A 14,986-nucleotide genomic window follows, 5' to 3' on the forward strand; every position below is an offset into this window, starting at 1 on the left:
GTGCGCTTCTGGCACTGGATAAATTTTATCCTAATCTCAGGATCGCTGCTCACGGTGCTGATCAACTCCGCACGCTTCGATCGCGCACAACGCAGCTTTGTCAGAAGTGAATTGATGAATGCTGATTATTCCGAACAAAGTACACCACATTCCGAGGCATAGTGCACCAGTTTGGTTCTGGCTTTAGCACTAACTTTTAACCATATCACTTTTGGACAAAGCGATATTCTGTAAACTTAATGATTTTTTTTATTTCTCATGGATTTGCCCGTGAGTGCAATTCTGTGAGCAGATGCTGACAGCCTGTCCATAATTGCATCTGCAAGTGTAGGTTCATCTATAAAGTTGTACCAGTTATCTACTGGCAGCTGTGAGGTTATTATTGTCGCACCGTTGCCATATCTATCCTCCAGAATATCAAGTATTGCAATCCTGGCATCATTGCTCAGGGGCTTAAGCCCGAAGTCGTCTAATATCAGTAGCCTATTTGAGGATATCCCCTTAATCCATCGGAGGTAAGTTCCATCGAGCCTTGCCTGGGCAAGAGCATCCAGAAACTTATTCATACTGAAATATAGCGTACGGAATCCAAGTAGGCAGGAACTGCGTCCCAGTGCACAGGCAAGGAAACTTTTGCCGCACCCGGTAGCGCCGGTAATAAGCACATTTTCACCACGTTCAATGAAAGTGCCGTCCGAGAGTCTTAGTACCTGTTCGCGGGTAATGCCACGCTCGGAAGTACAGAGTATATCTTCGGGAAGGGCATGATATCTAAGTTTACTGTACCTGAGATATTTTTCTGTTCTTGCATACTCGCGGTACTCGATTTCTGCCTGGATAAGCATAGCGAGCATTGAATGTGGGTCCTGGATTTCGTGTATTGGCAATTGTAGCGTTGCCTCATAGCGCCTTGCCATTCCGCCCAGCCTTAGGCTTTTCATCTGGTCTACTGTGTTCTGTGTATTCATATTGATCTTTATTAGTTGGTTTTGTATGCTTCAGCTCCTCGCACGTTCTGGTGTAGCGGTGTCCTGTATTCTTTCTGTTCTATTTCCTCGACCATGTCCATATTGTTGTCAAGAATGTTTTTTATCACAGTATATTTAAACCTGTGTCCGGTGAGTGCTCTTTTGCAGGCAGCTTCCATTCTTGCCGCCCCGTAGGCTTTCAAGAGCCGCATCAGTCCGGCGCAGCCAGCATATGATTGATGGATGACGGGATTGCTCTGCATCAGCTTTTGAATAAAGTCATAAGTGTTCTGACCTGCTTTTTCAGCCTGTTTCAGATAATATTCAGGATCCCATCCCTTTTCATCCGAAAAGGATTGGTGAGCTTCAGGCATATGTTCCCTTACGGTTGTGAAATGGTGTTTTCTGAAACTCCGGACATGTATGGCAATCCGGGTGCAATTATGGAAGATTTCAACGCTGTCCATACAATATGAAATCCTGACCTCCTTGCCGATATATCTGAAGGGAACGCTGTAATAGTGCCAGTCTTCACCTACGACGACATGATAGTTCTTCTGAACTTTTGCCCTGGTGTAGTGCTGGATAGAGAATGATGTTTCTGGAAGTGGTTGCAAAAGTGCAGACTCATTATTGTGGAATAGCTCATAGCGGCTGAAACTTTTGCGTTGAAAACTAAGCTGGTGGTGTTCATTAAGCTTAATTCTGATTGCCTCATTCAATTCCTTGAGACTGTAGAAGGTCTGGTTCCTAAGTTTGGCATAGATGCGCATATAGGCTATCCTCACAAAGTTCTCTATGCTTGGTTTATCCTTTGGCTTATACGGGCGTGCAGCAAAGAGCGCAATCTTATTATGGTTAGCCCATTGCTCCAGCATCTCGGTAAAGACAGGTTCATACTTTGAGCTTTTGGATACCCATTGCCTCATATTATCCGATTTTACCCCTTTGGGCACACCACCGATATAGATGAGTGCTTTGTTCAGTGCCGATACAACCTGAGGCAACTTTGCATCTACAAGTGCTTCCACGTAACCGTAACCGCTAAAGGGAAGAATGGCAAGAAACACCGGACAGCTAACCAGTTCTCCTGTAGAAGTATCCAGATAATGCAGTGGCGCACCGGCAAAATCAACCTGCATCATCTCAGCTGGCTTATGCTCAAAATGCATAACGGCCTTCGAGGCCCGGTTATGTTCCTGCAGCAGATCACAGAATCTGGAATACTGGAACCCTTCCGGATAATTGGTAATATACTCTTCCCACAGCAATAACCTGGTTACGCCTTCTTTGGTGGCGAGCTGTTCATTGTGATATTCTAAATGTTCAAGAAAATGAACCCGCCTGGGGTCAGCATCCTCCATTACCTCTTCGTTTATAAGGCCAAGAATCTCATCGATGTCCCTATCAGAGAGCTTTAGCAAGCCACCAAAAGTCAAACCTGTCGATCTGAACTTTTCGAGGTAACTCGCGATGGTACGCCTGTTGACCCTGACCTCTTTTTCTATTTTCCGTTGGGAGACACCCTGATCCAGGAAAATGAGTATCTGTCTAATCTTATTCATGCTGAGCAGTTTGTTCGCCATATCTACAGGGGTAAGCTTGATGCTTACCAAACCTATATAATTGGCGGGTTAAACTATGCCCAATTGCGTAATATGGTTAAATATAATGGTGCAGTATGTGTCGGAATGGCAGAGAAAAATAATCCTGAAATGAACCAAAAATGGCGCACTTTGCCTCGGAATATTTAATTAGCTCAAACAAAAACTGGTGTACTTTGGCTCGGAATGACTGGTGTACTATGCCTCGGAATGGGTGGTGTAGTATGGGTCGGAATATCCAAATGCCGGAGCATCTGTAAGTAATAAGCAGGCCGGTGCGGTAATACATGGTTTGGAGGACCATATTTGGGGTATACACATTTATTTTGGTTATGCCCTAGCTGCTCTTTTTCTTTTCAGGTTAATTGCCGAGTTTTCTATGTCAACTGCGCAAAAACTCATACCCAGGCCCCAAAAAGTTTACCAGGCTTATTTTATGCTAAAAAAGAACACGAGGCAGCAAAACATGAGCTGGTGGTAAAAGGACTTTATCTCATTTTTTATCTTTTATTATGTATTATGGTTCTCACCGGTCTGTTGCTTGCTTTTGAGGATTATACCGGCATCCCGGAAAATATTAACCATCGCATAAAAGAATTCCATGGCTTTTGCATGTACCTGATACTCGGTTTATTGTCCTCCATCTGGTTGGAGTGTTCTTAGGTAAGCGTAAAGACGGGAAAGGAATTGTTTCTGATATGATCAATGGAGGTGGATAGAAATAACGCTATGAGTTGCTGCAGTTAATGATCAAACAATTAAATAGGAAGTTCCAAAAAGATTAGTGCCAAAAACCTTCTGATATTAATTATTAACAAATATTAACACATTGTAATACAGAACTTCAGAATGTCTTCAGATTTCGTCTGTAGTTTTGTTACAATAGATCAGGTTTTCACGCTGATGCCCTAGTTGAATTTAAAATTTTTAAGTATTAAGCAAGCTAAACACTTTTTATAGAATAGAATTTTACAAATATTTTTCTGCCATTGCTCGTCATTATCTAACGGTTATCTGTCGAGACATTGCCTAAGTATGTTGATGTATTGCTCATATTCACTATAAAAAAATCATGAATAGCAAAAAGAAATTAATAAGCTTAAAGATTACTGCTACTCCCTTTGCATTGATTGACTGCCTTAAGCATGGAATACCTTTATCTAAAAATATAAGATTATGGGATAAACCAGCTTTCGACTCATTAGACTTTGTGCGACCCAGCTAACAGGTACAACTTTAAAAATTTATTCTTTATTATGAAATTACTTTTTGTTGCCCTTTTTGGGCTGTTCGCCGTTCCAATATTTTGGATGGGGAATTTTTCAGAAGCGCAGAAACAGGCTAAAGCTACGCATAAACAGATCCTGATCAATTTTTCTGGCTCTGATTGGTGCGGTCCATGTATTCGCCTACGCAAAGAGATTTTAGAATCTGAAAGTTTTGAACAATATGCCGCTACCAATCTTTTATTGGTCAGGGCGGATTTTCCAAGGCAGAAGAAAAATCAGCTTTCAAAAGAACAGATCAAACTCAACGAATCATTAGCAGAACTATATAACAAGGATGGCAAGTTTCCTTACACGGTTCTGCTAGATGAAAATGGAAAAGTACTCAAAAGCTGGGATGGATTTCCTAACGAGAGTGCACAGGCTTTCGTTTCTGAAATCGATAAATTAAAAAAATAACTTCATATGGCTAACCCCGTTTCTGTAACCCGGATACTAAAACTTATGGGAAACCACTTTGAGTTTACTGTCATCGCTGAAAACGTGCAGGCAGGTAATGAGGCGATAGATGCTGCAATAGCAGAGATGAGGCGAATAGAACATCTGCTAACCACTTTCAGTGACCTTAGCCTGACCAGTTTGATCAATGAAAACGCAGGGTTAAAGCCTGTAAAAGTAGATGACGAAGTTATGGGCCTTATTGAACGGTCAATCAGGATATCAGAGATTACCGATGGTGCTTTTGATATTACCTATGGATCGATAGATAAGGGGCTCTGGAATTTCGATCAGAACATGACCAGTTTGCCTGATGAAGCAACCGCATTGGCCTCAGTTGGGCTGATCGATTACCGGAACATAATAATAGATAAAAAATGCTCGACCGTTCTGCTCAAAAGGAAAGGTATGAGGATTGGTTTCGGTGGAATTGGAAAGGGCTATGCAGCTGATAAAGCCAAACTCGTCCTACAACAAATGGGAATAAACAGTGGGATTGTGAATGCTGCAGGCGATCTGGTTACCTGGGGTACTCAAGCCAGTGGACAGTCGTGGACGGTAGGAATTGCAGATCCGGAACAGACCGGTAGGCCATTTTCTTCGCTTAAGATCAGCAATATGGCGATTGCCACCTCTGGCAGTTATGAAAAATATATTACTGTAGGCGGCAAGCGTTACTCGCATACGATCGACCCTAAAACGGGACTCCCAGTAAGTGGTGTGAAAAGCGTGAGCATTATCTGTCCCAGTGCCGAGCTGGCTGATGCCCTGGCCACGCCAGTTGTGGTAATGGGCGTAAATGTAGGACTCGAACTAATCAACCAGATTAAACAAGTGGCCTGTATTGTAATCGATGATCATGATCAGGTTTTTACCTCAAACAATATTAATGTGATTTAAATATGAAAAGTTCCAGAACATTTTTCCTCCTGGCAATCATGGCGTTTTCGATGACCGGCATGCTAAGTGCCTGCAGTAGTGTAAAACCCTATCAAAAAAGTAAACTCAACGATGCCGACATGACCCTTTCAGCCAGAAAGGTCCAGAAATTTGAACAGGGTTTTCAGCTTTACCGAGAGGGTGGCTCGGGTGCCAACGGAGGCAAAAGCGGCGGTGGTTGTGGCTGTAATTAACAGGGTGATTAGAAAATGAAAAAAATATATCTTCATGTGCTTTTCATGTACTTCGGAATATTAAGTACCTACGCACAAACCAGACCGGAACCCGTAAAGGTAGATAGCAGCAAATACCAGTCGCGCAAGTTAAAAATAGACGAGATTAATCTCGTTTCTGCCTATTATCATCAGGAAGGTAACAACTCTGCAGTAACTGGTGGTATCGGCACCGAAAAACTGAGTGATTTCGCCAATACCATCGATCTGCAGATGTCGAAGTTCAATAAAAGAGGGAAAAAAAACACCTTTCTTTTCGAACTTGGTATAGATCACTATACTTCGGCTTCTTCTGATAAAATCGATCCGAGTACCATTTCTTCGGCCTCTTCTGCTGATACCCGTATTTATCCTTCTTTGAACTGGACCCATTCCAATGAAGAAACCGGGAATTCCTTTGGTTTTACAGGATCTTATTCAACGGAGTTCGATTATCAGTCGATGGGTGCGGCTTTTAATCTGACACGGTTATCAAAAGACAAAAACACACAGTTTGATTTCAAGCTTCAGGCCTTTTTAGATCAATGGACGGTAATCTTACCCATAGAGCTAAGAACCGGAAACACCGGCAGGGGCGGAGAACAGTACGATACCGAGCCAAGGAATTCCTTTAGTGCTTCCTTTTCCCTCTCACAGGTTATCAATCAAAAATTTCAGGCTTCGCTGATTTTGGAGCCATCTTATCAAAAAGGATTGCTGGCCACCAAGTATCAACGGGATTACTTCACGGACGGCTCGCTGCATTCAGAAACCCTGCCCAATAAACGTTATAAGCTTCCCATCGCGCTGCGCATGAACTACTTTTTGGATGACCGTTTTGTGATCCGCACATTTTACCGATATTATATGGATAACTGGGGCATAAGAGCACACACTGCAGAACTTGAAATTCCTGTTAAGATCAATTCGTTCTTTTCTATAAGTCCTTTCTATCGTTATAATAACCAGGTTGGAACCAAATATTTTGCACCTTACGGCCAGCATTCACCTTCAGAACAATATTTTACCAGTGATTATGATCTATCAACACTAAACAGTAATTTTTATGGTGCAGGCATCCGTTTTGCTCCACCTAAAGGTGTTTTTGGCTGGCAGCGGTTGAATATGCTTGAACTGCGATATGGTCATTATTCCCGGTCAACAAGTCTGGTTTCCGATATCGTATCGTTAAACCTCAAGTTTAAATAAGTCGGTTATCTAAACTGTCCTTTTTCCAATAGTGAGATCGTACTGAGCTGAATTTTATTTAACCTTTCCTGAAGTTCGAGGGCTTTGTTCTTTTCATTGAGCAAAGCCTTCAACCGGTCAACTTCTGCTGTTAGCTGGTTTTTTTCCTTTAACTCTATCTTCGAGAAAACCTTTCCGCTTTCGTAATAACTGAAAAAGTTATAGTTCAGGATTTCACTAACACGGACCAGGGTAAGGATATCGATGGTTACTGTATTCAGCATTTCCTGTGCCTTTGTTTTGCTGATCTCAAGCGCCATAGCAATATCTGAAACAGAGATATCATTTTGCTTCATTTCCTTCCAGATCATTAAGCCTATATGTACACTCATTTTTTTATAATGGTATAATTTTAAAACACTTAAATTACAGAAAGGATAATAAATCCGATCTTTTTTGTGGTAATGATAATTAGTCTAAATATCCCTTTAGCATATTGTTATAGTGGTAGAGCCTTTTAGGTGACAGCATTGGGAGACAATCATTTTAATAACTGATGCTACTCATATTTTTAACACGCGGTTTTTACAAGTTTTATACTTAATTAAACAGAGCTCAATATGAAAAAAATTCTGGTTCCTGTTGATTTTTCTGCAACGGCAGAGAACGCAGCTGATTATGCAACTGATCTGGCACATGGTATTGGTGCCAGAGTAGAACTTTTAAATGTTTTCCAGTTCCCGAATTTTCTCCTGCTGCCGCATTTCTGGTATGGCCGCTTGATGAATATAGGCTCATAGAAGACGGTGCTAAAAAAGCTTTATGCGAACTGGTTGAAAAAGTTGAAGAAAAATATAAAAAGGCCCATCATGAGTTTGGTTTTAAAACAGAAGTATTTGGGAGACCTGTTTGTGGCGAGGTTGAACAAGAGATCAGTAAATATTTTGCTGAGTGTAAAATGAACCTCGTTGTGGCGGGGCTAAACCGTGCAGATAAATTAACCAAAACACTTATGGGCAGTGTTGCCAGAAAAATCATCGAGCAGGACATACCTGTTTTGCTAATACCTGCGGGATATCGGTTCAAGAAACCTAAAAAAATCGCTTTTGCGACAGATTTTAGCCATATTGATATCCCGGTTCTATGTGAACTTGCCGAATTTGCAAAACCTTTTAACGCCGATATACTCATTACACATACCGGTGATTCAAAGTCAGACGCTGTAGTTAGTAAACATACAACCGAAGATTTTTTAAACAGGGTTGCCGACAAGGTCAACTATAGAAATATCTACCATAGGAACATATACAGTGAACGGATCAAGGATGGTTTAGATTGGATCGTATAAAATGGACATATAGATATTCTGGCAATGGTGCACCGGAAGCACAGTTTTTTTCATCGCCTGCTTAAGGGCAGCTATACACTAAGCATGTCTGATCATATTCAGATCCCGCTTTTGGTTTTGCCACCCGAACACAGCGATCCAATTTAACCAGCCGATCATTACATAAGATTAATTCCTATAACCTATTGTTGAATAAAATAAATGTACGCTAAAACGATGAAAGCCGCATTTGTCCATGCATATGGAGGGCGGCTAGCCATAGAAATTAACTAAAAAATTCAACATTAACTCTTATAAAATGTTAGGAAAACTGGAAGAAGGGGAAATCGAAAAACTCCTTAAAGAACAACATATTGGCCGTTTGGCCTGCTATGCCCATGGCATAAGTTACATCGTGCCCATCAATTATGTGTACAACAGTGGGACGGTGTATGCCCATTCTGCTCCCGGGCAAAAAATCCGGATGATGAAAAGTAACCCTCAGGTATGCTTTCAGACCGACCAGATACGTGATACTTTTAATTGGAAGAGTGTGGTGTGCTGGGGCAAATTTGAAGAAGTCACAGATGCTGCAGAAAAACAAAGAGTACTTCAGGGGATTATCCATCAGATGATGCCTTTAACTAATACCCCTTCTGAGCAACCATCGCATGGAACAGGAAAAACAGATTCTTATGATGAAGGTATTATTGTGTTTAAAATTATCTTTCACCTTAAAACAGGTAGATTCGAGATAAATGATAGTGTTGAGTAAGCAGTTTTAAATAAACAATAAGTTAACTTCAACTTTTCAAATGGTGTATTATAAATTGTTAAAAAGTGATCTCACTCACTTTTAGTTTTGACAGGCATCATGGTCTTGTTGGTTCAGCTTCGATAGTTTTGCTCTCGAACTATTTAGCATTTCACACTTTTGAAAGCCTAATTTACTTAACTAAACACCATGCCACATTCATTCCATATCCCCGTATTGGGCTTAGGCTATTCTATCGATACCCCATTAAAAGTTGCCAGGTACGGTATTTCATCCGTGCTGTCTATTGTTGATGATGATCTGATTGAGCGCATGCGTGCTTATCATTCAATAAGCAGGTCGGTTCAATTTAAGGCGATTCCGAAAGATGAAACAGACAGCCGGAGTAAACGCATCACTGCCTACCTCAACTTGTTGCTGGAGATCATAACCGACGATTTTAAAGCATTAAAACAACAGGGTTTTGATGCTGGGAACGATATCTGCCGCTACTTTGAGCTACTCCCGGATACTTCTAAATTAAAACATGGTTACGAACTGATGCTGGAATATCCTGAAGGTGAAACCAAACAGACCTTCCAGGCACTTTTAAAAAATACAATGCGTATGGGGGCTATTGATGTGAACATCATGGCCAAGGTAGATAAAATGAATTATGTAGATGGCGAATATTCTGGTGATTTTAATACCGATGCATTGAGTGCGCTACGCGGTTTTGCCGAAAGTAAACTTTCAGCCTCAGTTGTGCTGTCTGCTGGCATGAACCCAAAATTATACAGTTATATGGAAAATTTTGAAGACTTTTTTCCAGATGAAAATGGCAAGCTGAAAAAGAAAATCACTTTAAAGGTAAGCGATTTCAGGTCGGCACTGATTCAGGCTAAATTTCTGGCAAAAAAAGGTCTGTGGGTTTCAGAGTTCAGGATAGAGTCGGGCTTGAACTGTGGCGGCCATGCATTTGCAACAGAAGGGTATTTATTGGGGCCGATCTTGGAAGAATTTAAGCTCAAAAAAAACAATATGCTTATTGAGCTTTTTAAAATGTACCAATCTGCCTTGGTGCAAAGGGGAATTCAACTAGAAAAGCAGCCCGAGCAAAGGATCAGCGTCCAGGGTGGGATTGGTACAGCGGCAGAACACGATTTCCTCCTTCAATACTATAATCTCGATGCCACAGGATGGGGAAGCCCTTTTTTGTTGGTACCCGAGGTAACCAATGTAGATGCAAAAACATTGGCACAGCTGGCCAGCTCTAGAGAAAATGATTTTTATCTCAGTGGAGCCTCGCCACTTGGTATCCAGTTTAATAATTTTAAAAACACTACAATAGACTTCCAACGCGCCGAGCGGATTGAAAGGGGCAGGCCTGGAAGCCCATGTACCAAGAAATACCTCTGCAACAATACCGAATTTACCCAGCATGCCATCTGTACCGCATCCCGGGAATATCAGCACTTAAAAATCAAGAGCCTAAAAACAGCAGGATTATCCGCTGATGAATACCAAAAGCAGTTTAATCTGGTAACCGAAAAAGTTTGCCTTTGTGAAGGTTTATGCGCCTCCACCTATCTAAAATATAATATAGCTAAAGCCAAAGAAAATATCGCGGTAGCCATTTGCCCGGGACCAAACCTGGCCTATTTTTCTGATGTATATTCATTTGATGAAATGGTAGGCCATATTTACGGAAAAATTAATCTTTTGAGAGAAGTGGAAAGGCCACATGTATTTATCAAAGAACTTAACCTCTATATAGATTATCTTCAGGAAGATATCAAACAGCAGCTTCAGATTTTCAGTGATAAAAAAAGAAAACAATTAAACGGATTTAAACAGCAGCTGGCCGATGGTATTAATTATTATAAAAAACTCTTCAGCGAAATTGCCGATCAGGCATCGGGTGAGCTAAAGGAATTATATGAGCAGCTGGCAAAGTCGAAAGATAAACTGGACGGATTGATAGTTGAATAAGAGAAAAAAGATCGGTAATAACTTTTCTATATTTACAAAAATATACTTGAAGCGAAATGGATAGGTCTAAATTTTTGGATGCAATTATTGAAAATGCCATTGATGGAATTATTACCATTGATGACAGAGGGCTCATTGAACACTTAAATCCTGCTGCGCTTGAACTTTTTGGCTATAGCAGGGAAGAACTGGTGGGCAAAAATGTATCGGTCTTAATGCCAGAGCCCGATCATTCGCGTCATGATGGATACTTGTCCAGGTATGAACACACCGGTGAGAGACACATTATCGGAACTGGTAGGGAGGTTTCTGGAAAGCGAAAAGACGGATTGGTTTTTCCTTTTAGATTGGGCGTTAGCGAAATAAAATTTCGCGACCGTAAAATTTACACCGGTTTTATCCACGATCTAAGTAAAGAAAAAGCCAATGAAGAACAGATCAGAAGCTACACCGAAAAATTAGAAGGTAAGATCAAAGAACGTACACACGATCTGGTTAAACTGGTCTCAGAACTGGAGATGGCCAAAGAAAATATGCAGGCACTTTTTCAGAAAGAGAAGGAACTCAATCAGCTCAAAACAAGGTTTGTTTCCATGGCCTCGCATGAGTTTAGGACACCACTGAGTTCCATTCAGTTATCGGCTTCTTTAATTGACAAATACACAACCAAACAGGATGCGGCAAGTGTAGAGAAGCATACATTGAAAATCAAAAATTCAATCAATAACCTCACTACGATCTTGAACGATTTCCTTTCATTGGAAAAGCTAGAAGCAGGGAAGATAGAGGCATCGGCACAATCTTTCAGTATCATCAGCTTTGCAGAAGAAATAGCAGAAGAAATGCAGATGATGACCAAAGAGAACCAGCATATAATTTATGAACATACTGGTACAACCGCCCAAGTTTACCTCGATCCGAACCTGTTGAAAAACTGTGTGATAAATCTGATTTCCAATGCGATAAAATACTCAGGCCCGGATACTTTGATCCAGTTCAATTCAATTTTAAAAGACAATCAACTTATTTTGGAGGTTAAAGACAATGGTATTGGAATCCCGAGAGTCGATCAGCAGAATCTGTTCGAACCTTTTTTTAGAGCACATAATACAGGCGATATCCCTGGCACAGGTTTAGGTCTGAACATTGTTAAAAGATATATGGGGCTGATGGATGGCACGGTAGCTTGCCAGAGCGAACAAAACTCGGGTACTGTTTTTACGCTCGCCTTTTCCTTCAGAAATAATTTCACAAACTAGGACCCATCCCATGAACAAGAAAGTTTTGATTATTGAAGATAATGATGATATCAGGGAAAGTACAGCCGAGGTACTTGATTTGGCCGGTTATGAAACCTTTACTGCCAAACATGGTAGACTAGGGATAGAAATGGCATTGAAACATTTGCCTGATGTAATCCTTTGCGACATCATGATGCCTGAACTGGACGGCTATGGGGTTTTGTACCTGTTGAACAAGAACCAGAACACTGCGAACATTCCTTTTATTTTTATTACCGCAAAAACCGAGCGGGCAGACATGCGAAAAGGCATGGAAATGGGTGCAGATGATTATCTCACTAAACCATTTGATGATATTGAAGTCTTTAAGGCGATAGAAAGCAGGTTTAAGAAAAAACAGCAATCATCCAGCTTTAATTCAGGCACAGGAAATAGCGAGACTGTAATGGAAGAACTTCGAAAAAAGGGTAAATCAAGGCCAGTTGCCAACAAACAGATTATTTATGTGGAAGGGGATGAGCCGACCCATCTTTATTATTTGATTAAAGGTCAGGTTAAAACCTACAGACGTTTCAAGGACGGTAGAGAACTTTCTTCTAGCTTGTATCGAGACGGTGATTTTTTTGGATATGAAAGTTTATGCAATGGCGAGATATACACAGACAATGCAGCGACATTAATTGAATCTGATATTATCCAGATCCCGAAGGCAGATTTTATGGAATTCTTGCTCAATCACCAGACGGTATCAAAAGCTTTTATCAGTTTATTGTCTGGAAATGTGCGCGATAAGGGAAAGCAGATGCTTCAACTCGCCTACTCTTCGGTAAGAAAACGTGTGGCAGAAGCACTGCTAGAGGTTGCAAGTAAATTTGGTGATGGTACTTCAGATAGCTGTACCATCCGGATTTCACGGGATGATCTTGCTGCATTGGTAGGTACGGCTAGTGAAACGGTAAGCAGAATGCTCGCTGATTTTAAAAATGAAAAGCTAATCGATAAAACCGGCAATGCCATAAATATCCGCTCAATCGAAAGACTCCGAAATATTAAACAGTAAATTGTTCATTACTTTAATTGACTCCAAATGCCCAATTGACCCTGCTAATTGGTCAATAGCTGGATGGTAAATAGTTAACTGCCTCCAAATATCAAAAGCTAGACGAAGAAATGTAACAAAGATCATATTTTTCTCTAAGCATTCTCACCTGTTTCCACCCAATTCCACTATAGTTTTGTACGCATAAACTCTGTATATGAAAGCTATAGCTTACAACATCAAACCCGATGAAAAGGAATGGTTGGTATTGGCCAATTATAAAAAACACGACATTACCATAATTGCTAATAGTTTAACTATTGATACGCTTTCATTTGCAACTGGAAAGGAAGCCCTATTGGTTTTTAATAACGATGAACTTAGCGAGGGGATGATTCTGCGACTAAAAGCCTTTGGTATAAAATACATCGCAACCTCATCATTCCAAACAGATCATCTTGATTTAAAAGCTGCAGGTTCTGCCGGGATTAAAGTGGCAAACGTTCCTCTGGCATCCGGCGATGCCGACGCTAAACAGCGGATGGAACAGGTGATCAAAAACCTCGATCAGTGGGCTGCTGGTAAATGCGTAGGTAGCGCATGCTGCTGTCAAAACGAATGTTCTACCATAAAAGTGCTGAAATGATGAAAACTGCTGCACTACTTAAAAAATACAATGTTGCCACACCAAGGTACACCAGTTATCCGACTGTTCCTTACTGGAATGTTGAAAATTTCGATGCAAATGGTTGGATGGGCAGCGTGGCCAGTACCTACGCTATATACAGGGAAGAAGGGATCAGTCTTTATATCCACCTTCCGTTTTGCGAGAGCCTGTGCACTTATTGCGGCTGCAATACCCGGATAACGAAAAACCATCATGTAGAAGTACCGTATATAAATGCTGTACTAGCAGAATGGAGAATGTATGTGGAAGTTTTGAGGGAGAAACCTAAACTAAAGGAACTGCACCTGGGTGGTGGGACCCCTACTTTTTTTAGTGCAGAAAACCTGGGATTGTTGATCAATGGCATTCTGCAAAATTCAACTTTAGCTACTGATGCAGATTTTTCTTTTGAGGCACACCCAGCCAATACCACTAGTGAACATTTAACAATGCTGTACAGTCTTGGTTTTAAAAGATTAAGCCTGGGCATCCAGGATTTTGATCCTAAAGTGCAGTTTCTGATTAACCGCTTTCAAACGCCTCAGCAGGTAGCCATAGTTACCGCAAAAGCAAGGGAAATCGGTTATACCTCTGTTAATTTCGATTTGATCTACGGTCTTCCGGGACAAAAAATTCCGGGCTTAGCGGATACAATAGGAGCGATAATAGATATGAAGCCAGACCGCATTGCTTTTTACAGTTATGCCCATGTGCCCTGGTTAAAACCCAGCCAAAGACATTACTCCGAAAAGGATCTTCCCCTGGGAGACGAAAAATTTGAGCTCTACCAATTGGGCAGACAATTGCTTGATGCCGCAGGATATAAAGACGTAGGGATGGACCATTTTGCACTGGACAGTGATTCTTTGTTTCAGGCGATGGCTGAACAGAAGCTGCACCGCAATTTTATGGGCTATACCAATCAGCATACCCCTTTACTTATCGGATTGGGCGTATCATCCATCAGCGATAGCTGGACAGCTTTTGCACAAAACCCGAAAAAGGTAGAAGATTATATCAACAAAATTGAACAAGGTACACTTGCTGTAGAAAAAGGCCATTTCCTTAACGATGAAGATCTTGAGGTAAGAAAACATATCCTTAATCTCATGTGTAAGGAAAGTACAGTGTACAACGAAGGCATTCCAGAACAAGTATACGCTAGGCTGTTGCCTTTACTACGCGATAAGCTGATCTGGGTAACCGAAAAAGAAATCAGGATTACCACCAAAGGGCGATCTTTTTTACGAAACGTGTGCATGGCTTTCGACGAGAAACTATGGCTTAAAAAACCCAAAACCCAATTGTTCAGTTCATCAATTTAAGAACAG

The 14,986-nt window shown here is 41.0% G+C and carries 17 protein-coding genes; 14 read left to right on the forward strand and 3 right to left on the reverse strand.

Going from position 1 to position 14,986, the window contains the following annotated elements:
• Positions 1-236: 236 nt before the first annotated feature.
• Together istB and istA are read right to left on the reverse strand one after the other, a co-directional pair.
• The gene (gene istB, locus EA772_RS15930; RefSeq protein WP_124910880.1) at positions 237-968 is read right to left on the reverse strand and encodes an IS21-like element helper ATPase IstB; all 732 of its coding nucleotides are present in this window, start codon (positions 966-968) and stop codon (positions 237-239) included.
• Between the two features lie 11 nt (positions 969-979).
• On the reverse strand, positions 980-2,554 hold the full coding sequence (istA, locus tag EA772_RS15935) for an IS21 family transposase (RefSeq protein WP_371683154.1): 1,575 nt from the start codon (positions 2,552-2,554) through the stop codon (positions 980-982).
• Between istA and EA772_RS22125 the strand changes: the two genes are divergently transcribed.
• The 6 genes from EA772_RS22125 to EA772_RS15960 all read left to right on the forward strand — a co-directional run bounded on the left by EA772_RS22125 (position 2,483) and on the right by EA772_RS15960 (position 6,656).
• On the forward strand, positions 2,483-2,722 hold the full coding sequence (locus EA772_RS22125) for a hypothetical protein (RefSeq protein WP_168187444.1): 240 nt from the start codon (positions 2,483-2,485) through the stop codon (positions 2,720-2,722). The two genes, istA and EA772_RS22125, sit on opposite strands and share 72 nt — an antisense overlap.
• A gap of 156 nt (positions 2,723-2,878) precedes the next feature.
• Positions 2,879-3,235 (forward strand): cytochrome b/b6 domain-containing protein, encoded by a 357-nt coding sequence (locus tag EA772_RS22480; protein ID WP_124914074.1) that lies wholly within the window; start codon positions 2,879-2,881, stop codon positions 3,233-3,235.
• 593 nt (positions 3,236-3,828) lie between these two features.
• Positions 3,829-4,257 (forward strand): thioredoxin family protein, encoded by a 429-nt coding sequence (locus tag EA772_RS15945; RefSeq protein WP_124914075.1) that lies wholly within the window; start codon positions 3,829-3,831, stop codon positions 4,255-4,257.
• Between the two features lie 45 nt (positions 4,258-4,302).
• Positions 4,303-5,196, forward strand: coding sequence for an FAD:protein FMN transferase (locus EA772_RS15950; RefSeq protein ID WP_246833961.1), 894 nt, complete (start codon positions 4,303-4,305; stop codon positions 5,194-5,196).
• Positions 5,197-5,198: 2 nt separating this feature from the next.
• Positions 5,199-5,429 carry a DUF4266 domain-containing protein gene (locus EA772_RS15955; protein ID WP_124914077.1) on the forward strand — a complete coding sequence of 77 codons (231 nt, stop codon included), beginning with the start codon at positions 5,199-5,201 and terminating at the stop codon, positions 5,427-5,429.
• 15 nt (positions 5,430-5,444) lie between these two features.
• A complete protein-coding gene (locus tag EA772_RS15960) occupies positions 5,445-6,656 on the forward strand; it encodes a DUF3570 domain-containing protein (protein WP_124914078.1) in 1,212 nt (403 codons plus the stop codon).
• Positions 6,657-6,661: 5 nt separating this feature from the next.
• Here the strand turns inward: EA772_RS15960 and EA772_RS15965 are convergent, their stop codons facing one another.
• On the reverse strand, positions 6,662-7,027 hold the full coding sequence (locus EA772_RS15965; protein WP_124914079.1) for a hypothetical protein: 366 nt from the start codon (positions 7,025-7,027) through the stop codon (positions 6,662-6,664).
• 228 nt (positions 7,028-7,255) lie between these two features.
• Here EA772_RS15965 and EA772_RS15970 point away from each other — a divergent pair, with 228 nt between their 5' ends.
• From EA772_RS15970 to hemN, 8 genes are all read left to right on the forward strand, one after another.
• Entirely contained in the window at positions 7,256-7,435 is a 180-nt protein-coding gene (locus tag EA772_RS15970; RefSeq protein WP_124914080.1) for a universal stress protein, read from the forward strand.
• Between the two features lie 158 nt (positions 7,436-7,593).
• Positions 7,594-7,983, forward strand: a complete 390-nt coding sequence (locus tag EA772_RS15975; protein WP_124914081.1) for a hypothetical protein — start codon at positions 7,594-7,596, stop codon at positions 7,981-7,983.
• A gap of 298 nt (positions 7,984-8,281) precedes the next feature.
• A complete protein-coding gene (locus EA772_RS15980; protein ID WP_124914082.1) occupies positions 8,282-8,737 on the forward strand; it encodes a pyridoxamine 5'-phosphate oxidase family protein in 456 nt (151 codons plus the stop codon).
• A 189-nt stretch (positions 8,738-8,926) separates the two neighbouring features.
• Positions 8,927-10,708, forward strand: coding sequence for a hypothetical protein (locus tag EA772_RS15985; protein ID WP_124914083.1), 1,782 nt, complete (start codon positions 8,927-8,929; stop codon positions 10,706-10,708).
• Between the two features lie 56 nt (positions 10,709-10,764).
• Positions 10,765-11,967, forward strand: a complete 1,203-nt coding sequence (locus tag EA772_RS15990; RefSeq protein WP_124914084.1) for a PAS domain-containing sensor histidine kinase — start codon at positions 10,765-10,767, stop codon at positions 11,965-11,967.
• A 10-nt stretch (positions 11,968-11,977) separates the two neighbouring features.
• Positions 11,978-13,009, forward strand: a complete 1,032-nt coding sequence (locus EA772_RS15995) for a response regulator (RefSeq protein ID WP_124914085.1) — start codon at positions 11,978-11,980, stop codon at positions 13,007-13,009.
• A gap of 196 nt (positions 13,010-13,205) precedes the next feature.
• Positions 13,206-13,634, forward strand: coding sequence for a lactate dehydrogenase (locus EA772_RS16000; protein ID WP_124914086.1), 429 nt, complete (start codon positions 13,206-13,208; stop codon positions 13,632-13,634).
• Entirely contained in the window at positions 13,607-14,980 is a 1,374-nt protein-coding gene (gene hemN / locus EA772_RS16005) for an oxygen-independent coproporphyrinogen III oxidase (RefSeq protein ID WP_246833962.1), read from the forward strand. Before EA772_RS16000 ends, hemN begins: the two co-directional genes overlap by 28 nt.
• Positions 14,981-14,986 lie beyond the last annotated feature (6 nt).

This window comes from Pedobacter sp. G11 (assembly GCF_003860265.1).
Classification (GTDB): domain Bacteria; phylum Bacteroidota; class Bacteroidia; order Sphingobacteriales; family Sphingobacteriaceae; genus Pedobacter; species Pedobacter agri.

Bases quoted from the DNA above. Each gene is read 5' to 3' on its own strand.
- EA772_RS15950 (WP_246833961.1), top strand. From the start codon at position 4,303: ATGGGAAACCACTTTGAGTTTACTGTCATCGCTGAAAACGTGCAGGCA.
- istA (WP_371683154.1), bottom strand. From the start codon at position 2,554: ATGGCGAACAAACTGCTCAGCATGAATAAGATTAGACAGATACTCATT.
- istB (WP_124910880.1), bottom strand. From the start codon at position 968: ATGAATACACAGAACACAGTAGACCAGATGAAAAGCCTAAGGCTGGGC.
- EA772_RS15955 (WP_124914077.1), top strand. From the start codon at position 5,199: ATGAAAAGTTCCAGAACATTTTTCCTCCTGGCAATCATGGCGTTTTCG.
- EA772_RS15960 (WP_124914078.1), top strand. From the start codon at position 5,445: ATGAAAAAAATATATCTTCATGTGCTTTTCATGTACTTCGGAATATTA.
- EA772_RS15975 (WP_124914081.1), top strand. From the start codon at position 7,594: ATGAACCTCGTTGTGGCGGGGCTAAACCGTGCAGATAAATTAACCAAA.
- EA772_RS15945 (WP_124914075.1), top strand. From the start codon at position 3,829: ATGAAATTACTTTTTGTTGCCCTTTTTGGGCTGTTCGCCGTTCCAATA.
- EA772_RS16000 (WP_124914086.1), top strand. From the start codon at position 13,206: ATGAAAGCTATAGCTTACAACATCAAACCCGATGAAAAGGAATGGTTG.
- EA772_RS15990 (WP_124914084.1), top strand. From the start codon at position 10,765: ATGGATAGGTCTAAATTTTTGGATGCAATTATTGAAAATGCCATTGAT.
- hemN (WP_246833962.1), top strand. From the start codon at position 13,607: ATGTTCTACCATAAAAGTGCTGAAATGATGAAAACTGCTGCACTACTT.
- EA772_RS15985 (WP_124914083.1), top strand. From the start codon at position 8,927: ATGCCACATTCATTCCATATCCCCGTATTGGGCTTAGGCTATTCTATC.
- EA772_RS15965 (WP_124914079.1), bottom strand. From the start codon at position 7,027: ATGAGTGTACATATAGGCTTAATGATCTGGAAGGAAATGAAGCAAAAT.
- EA772_RS15980 (WP_124914082.1), top strand. From the start codon at position 8,282: ATGTTAGGAAAACTGGAAGAAGGGGAAATCGAAAAACTCCTTAAAGAA.
- EA772_RS15970 (WP_124914080.1), top strand. From the start codon at position 7,256: ATGAAAAAAATTCTGGTTCCTGTTGATTTTTCTGCAACGGCAGAGAAC.
- EA772_RS15995 (WP_124914085.1), top strand. From the start codon at position 11,978: ATGAACAAGAAAGTTTTGATTATTGAAGATAATGATGATATCAGGGAA.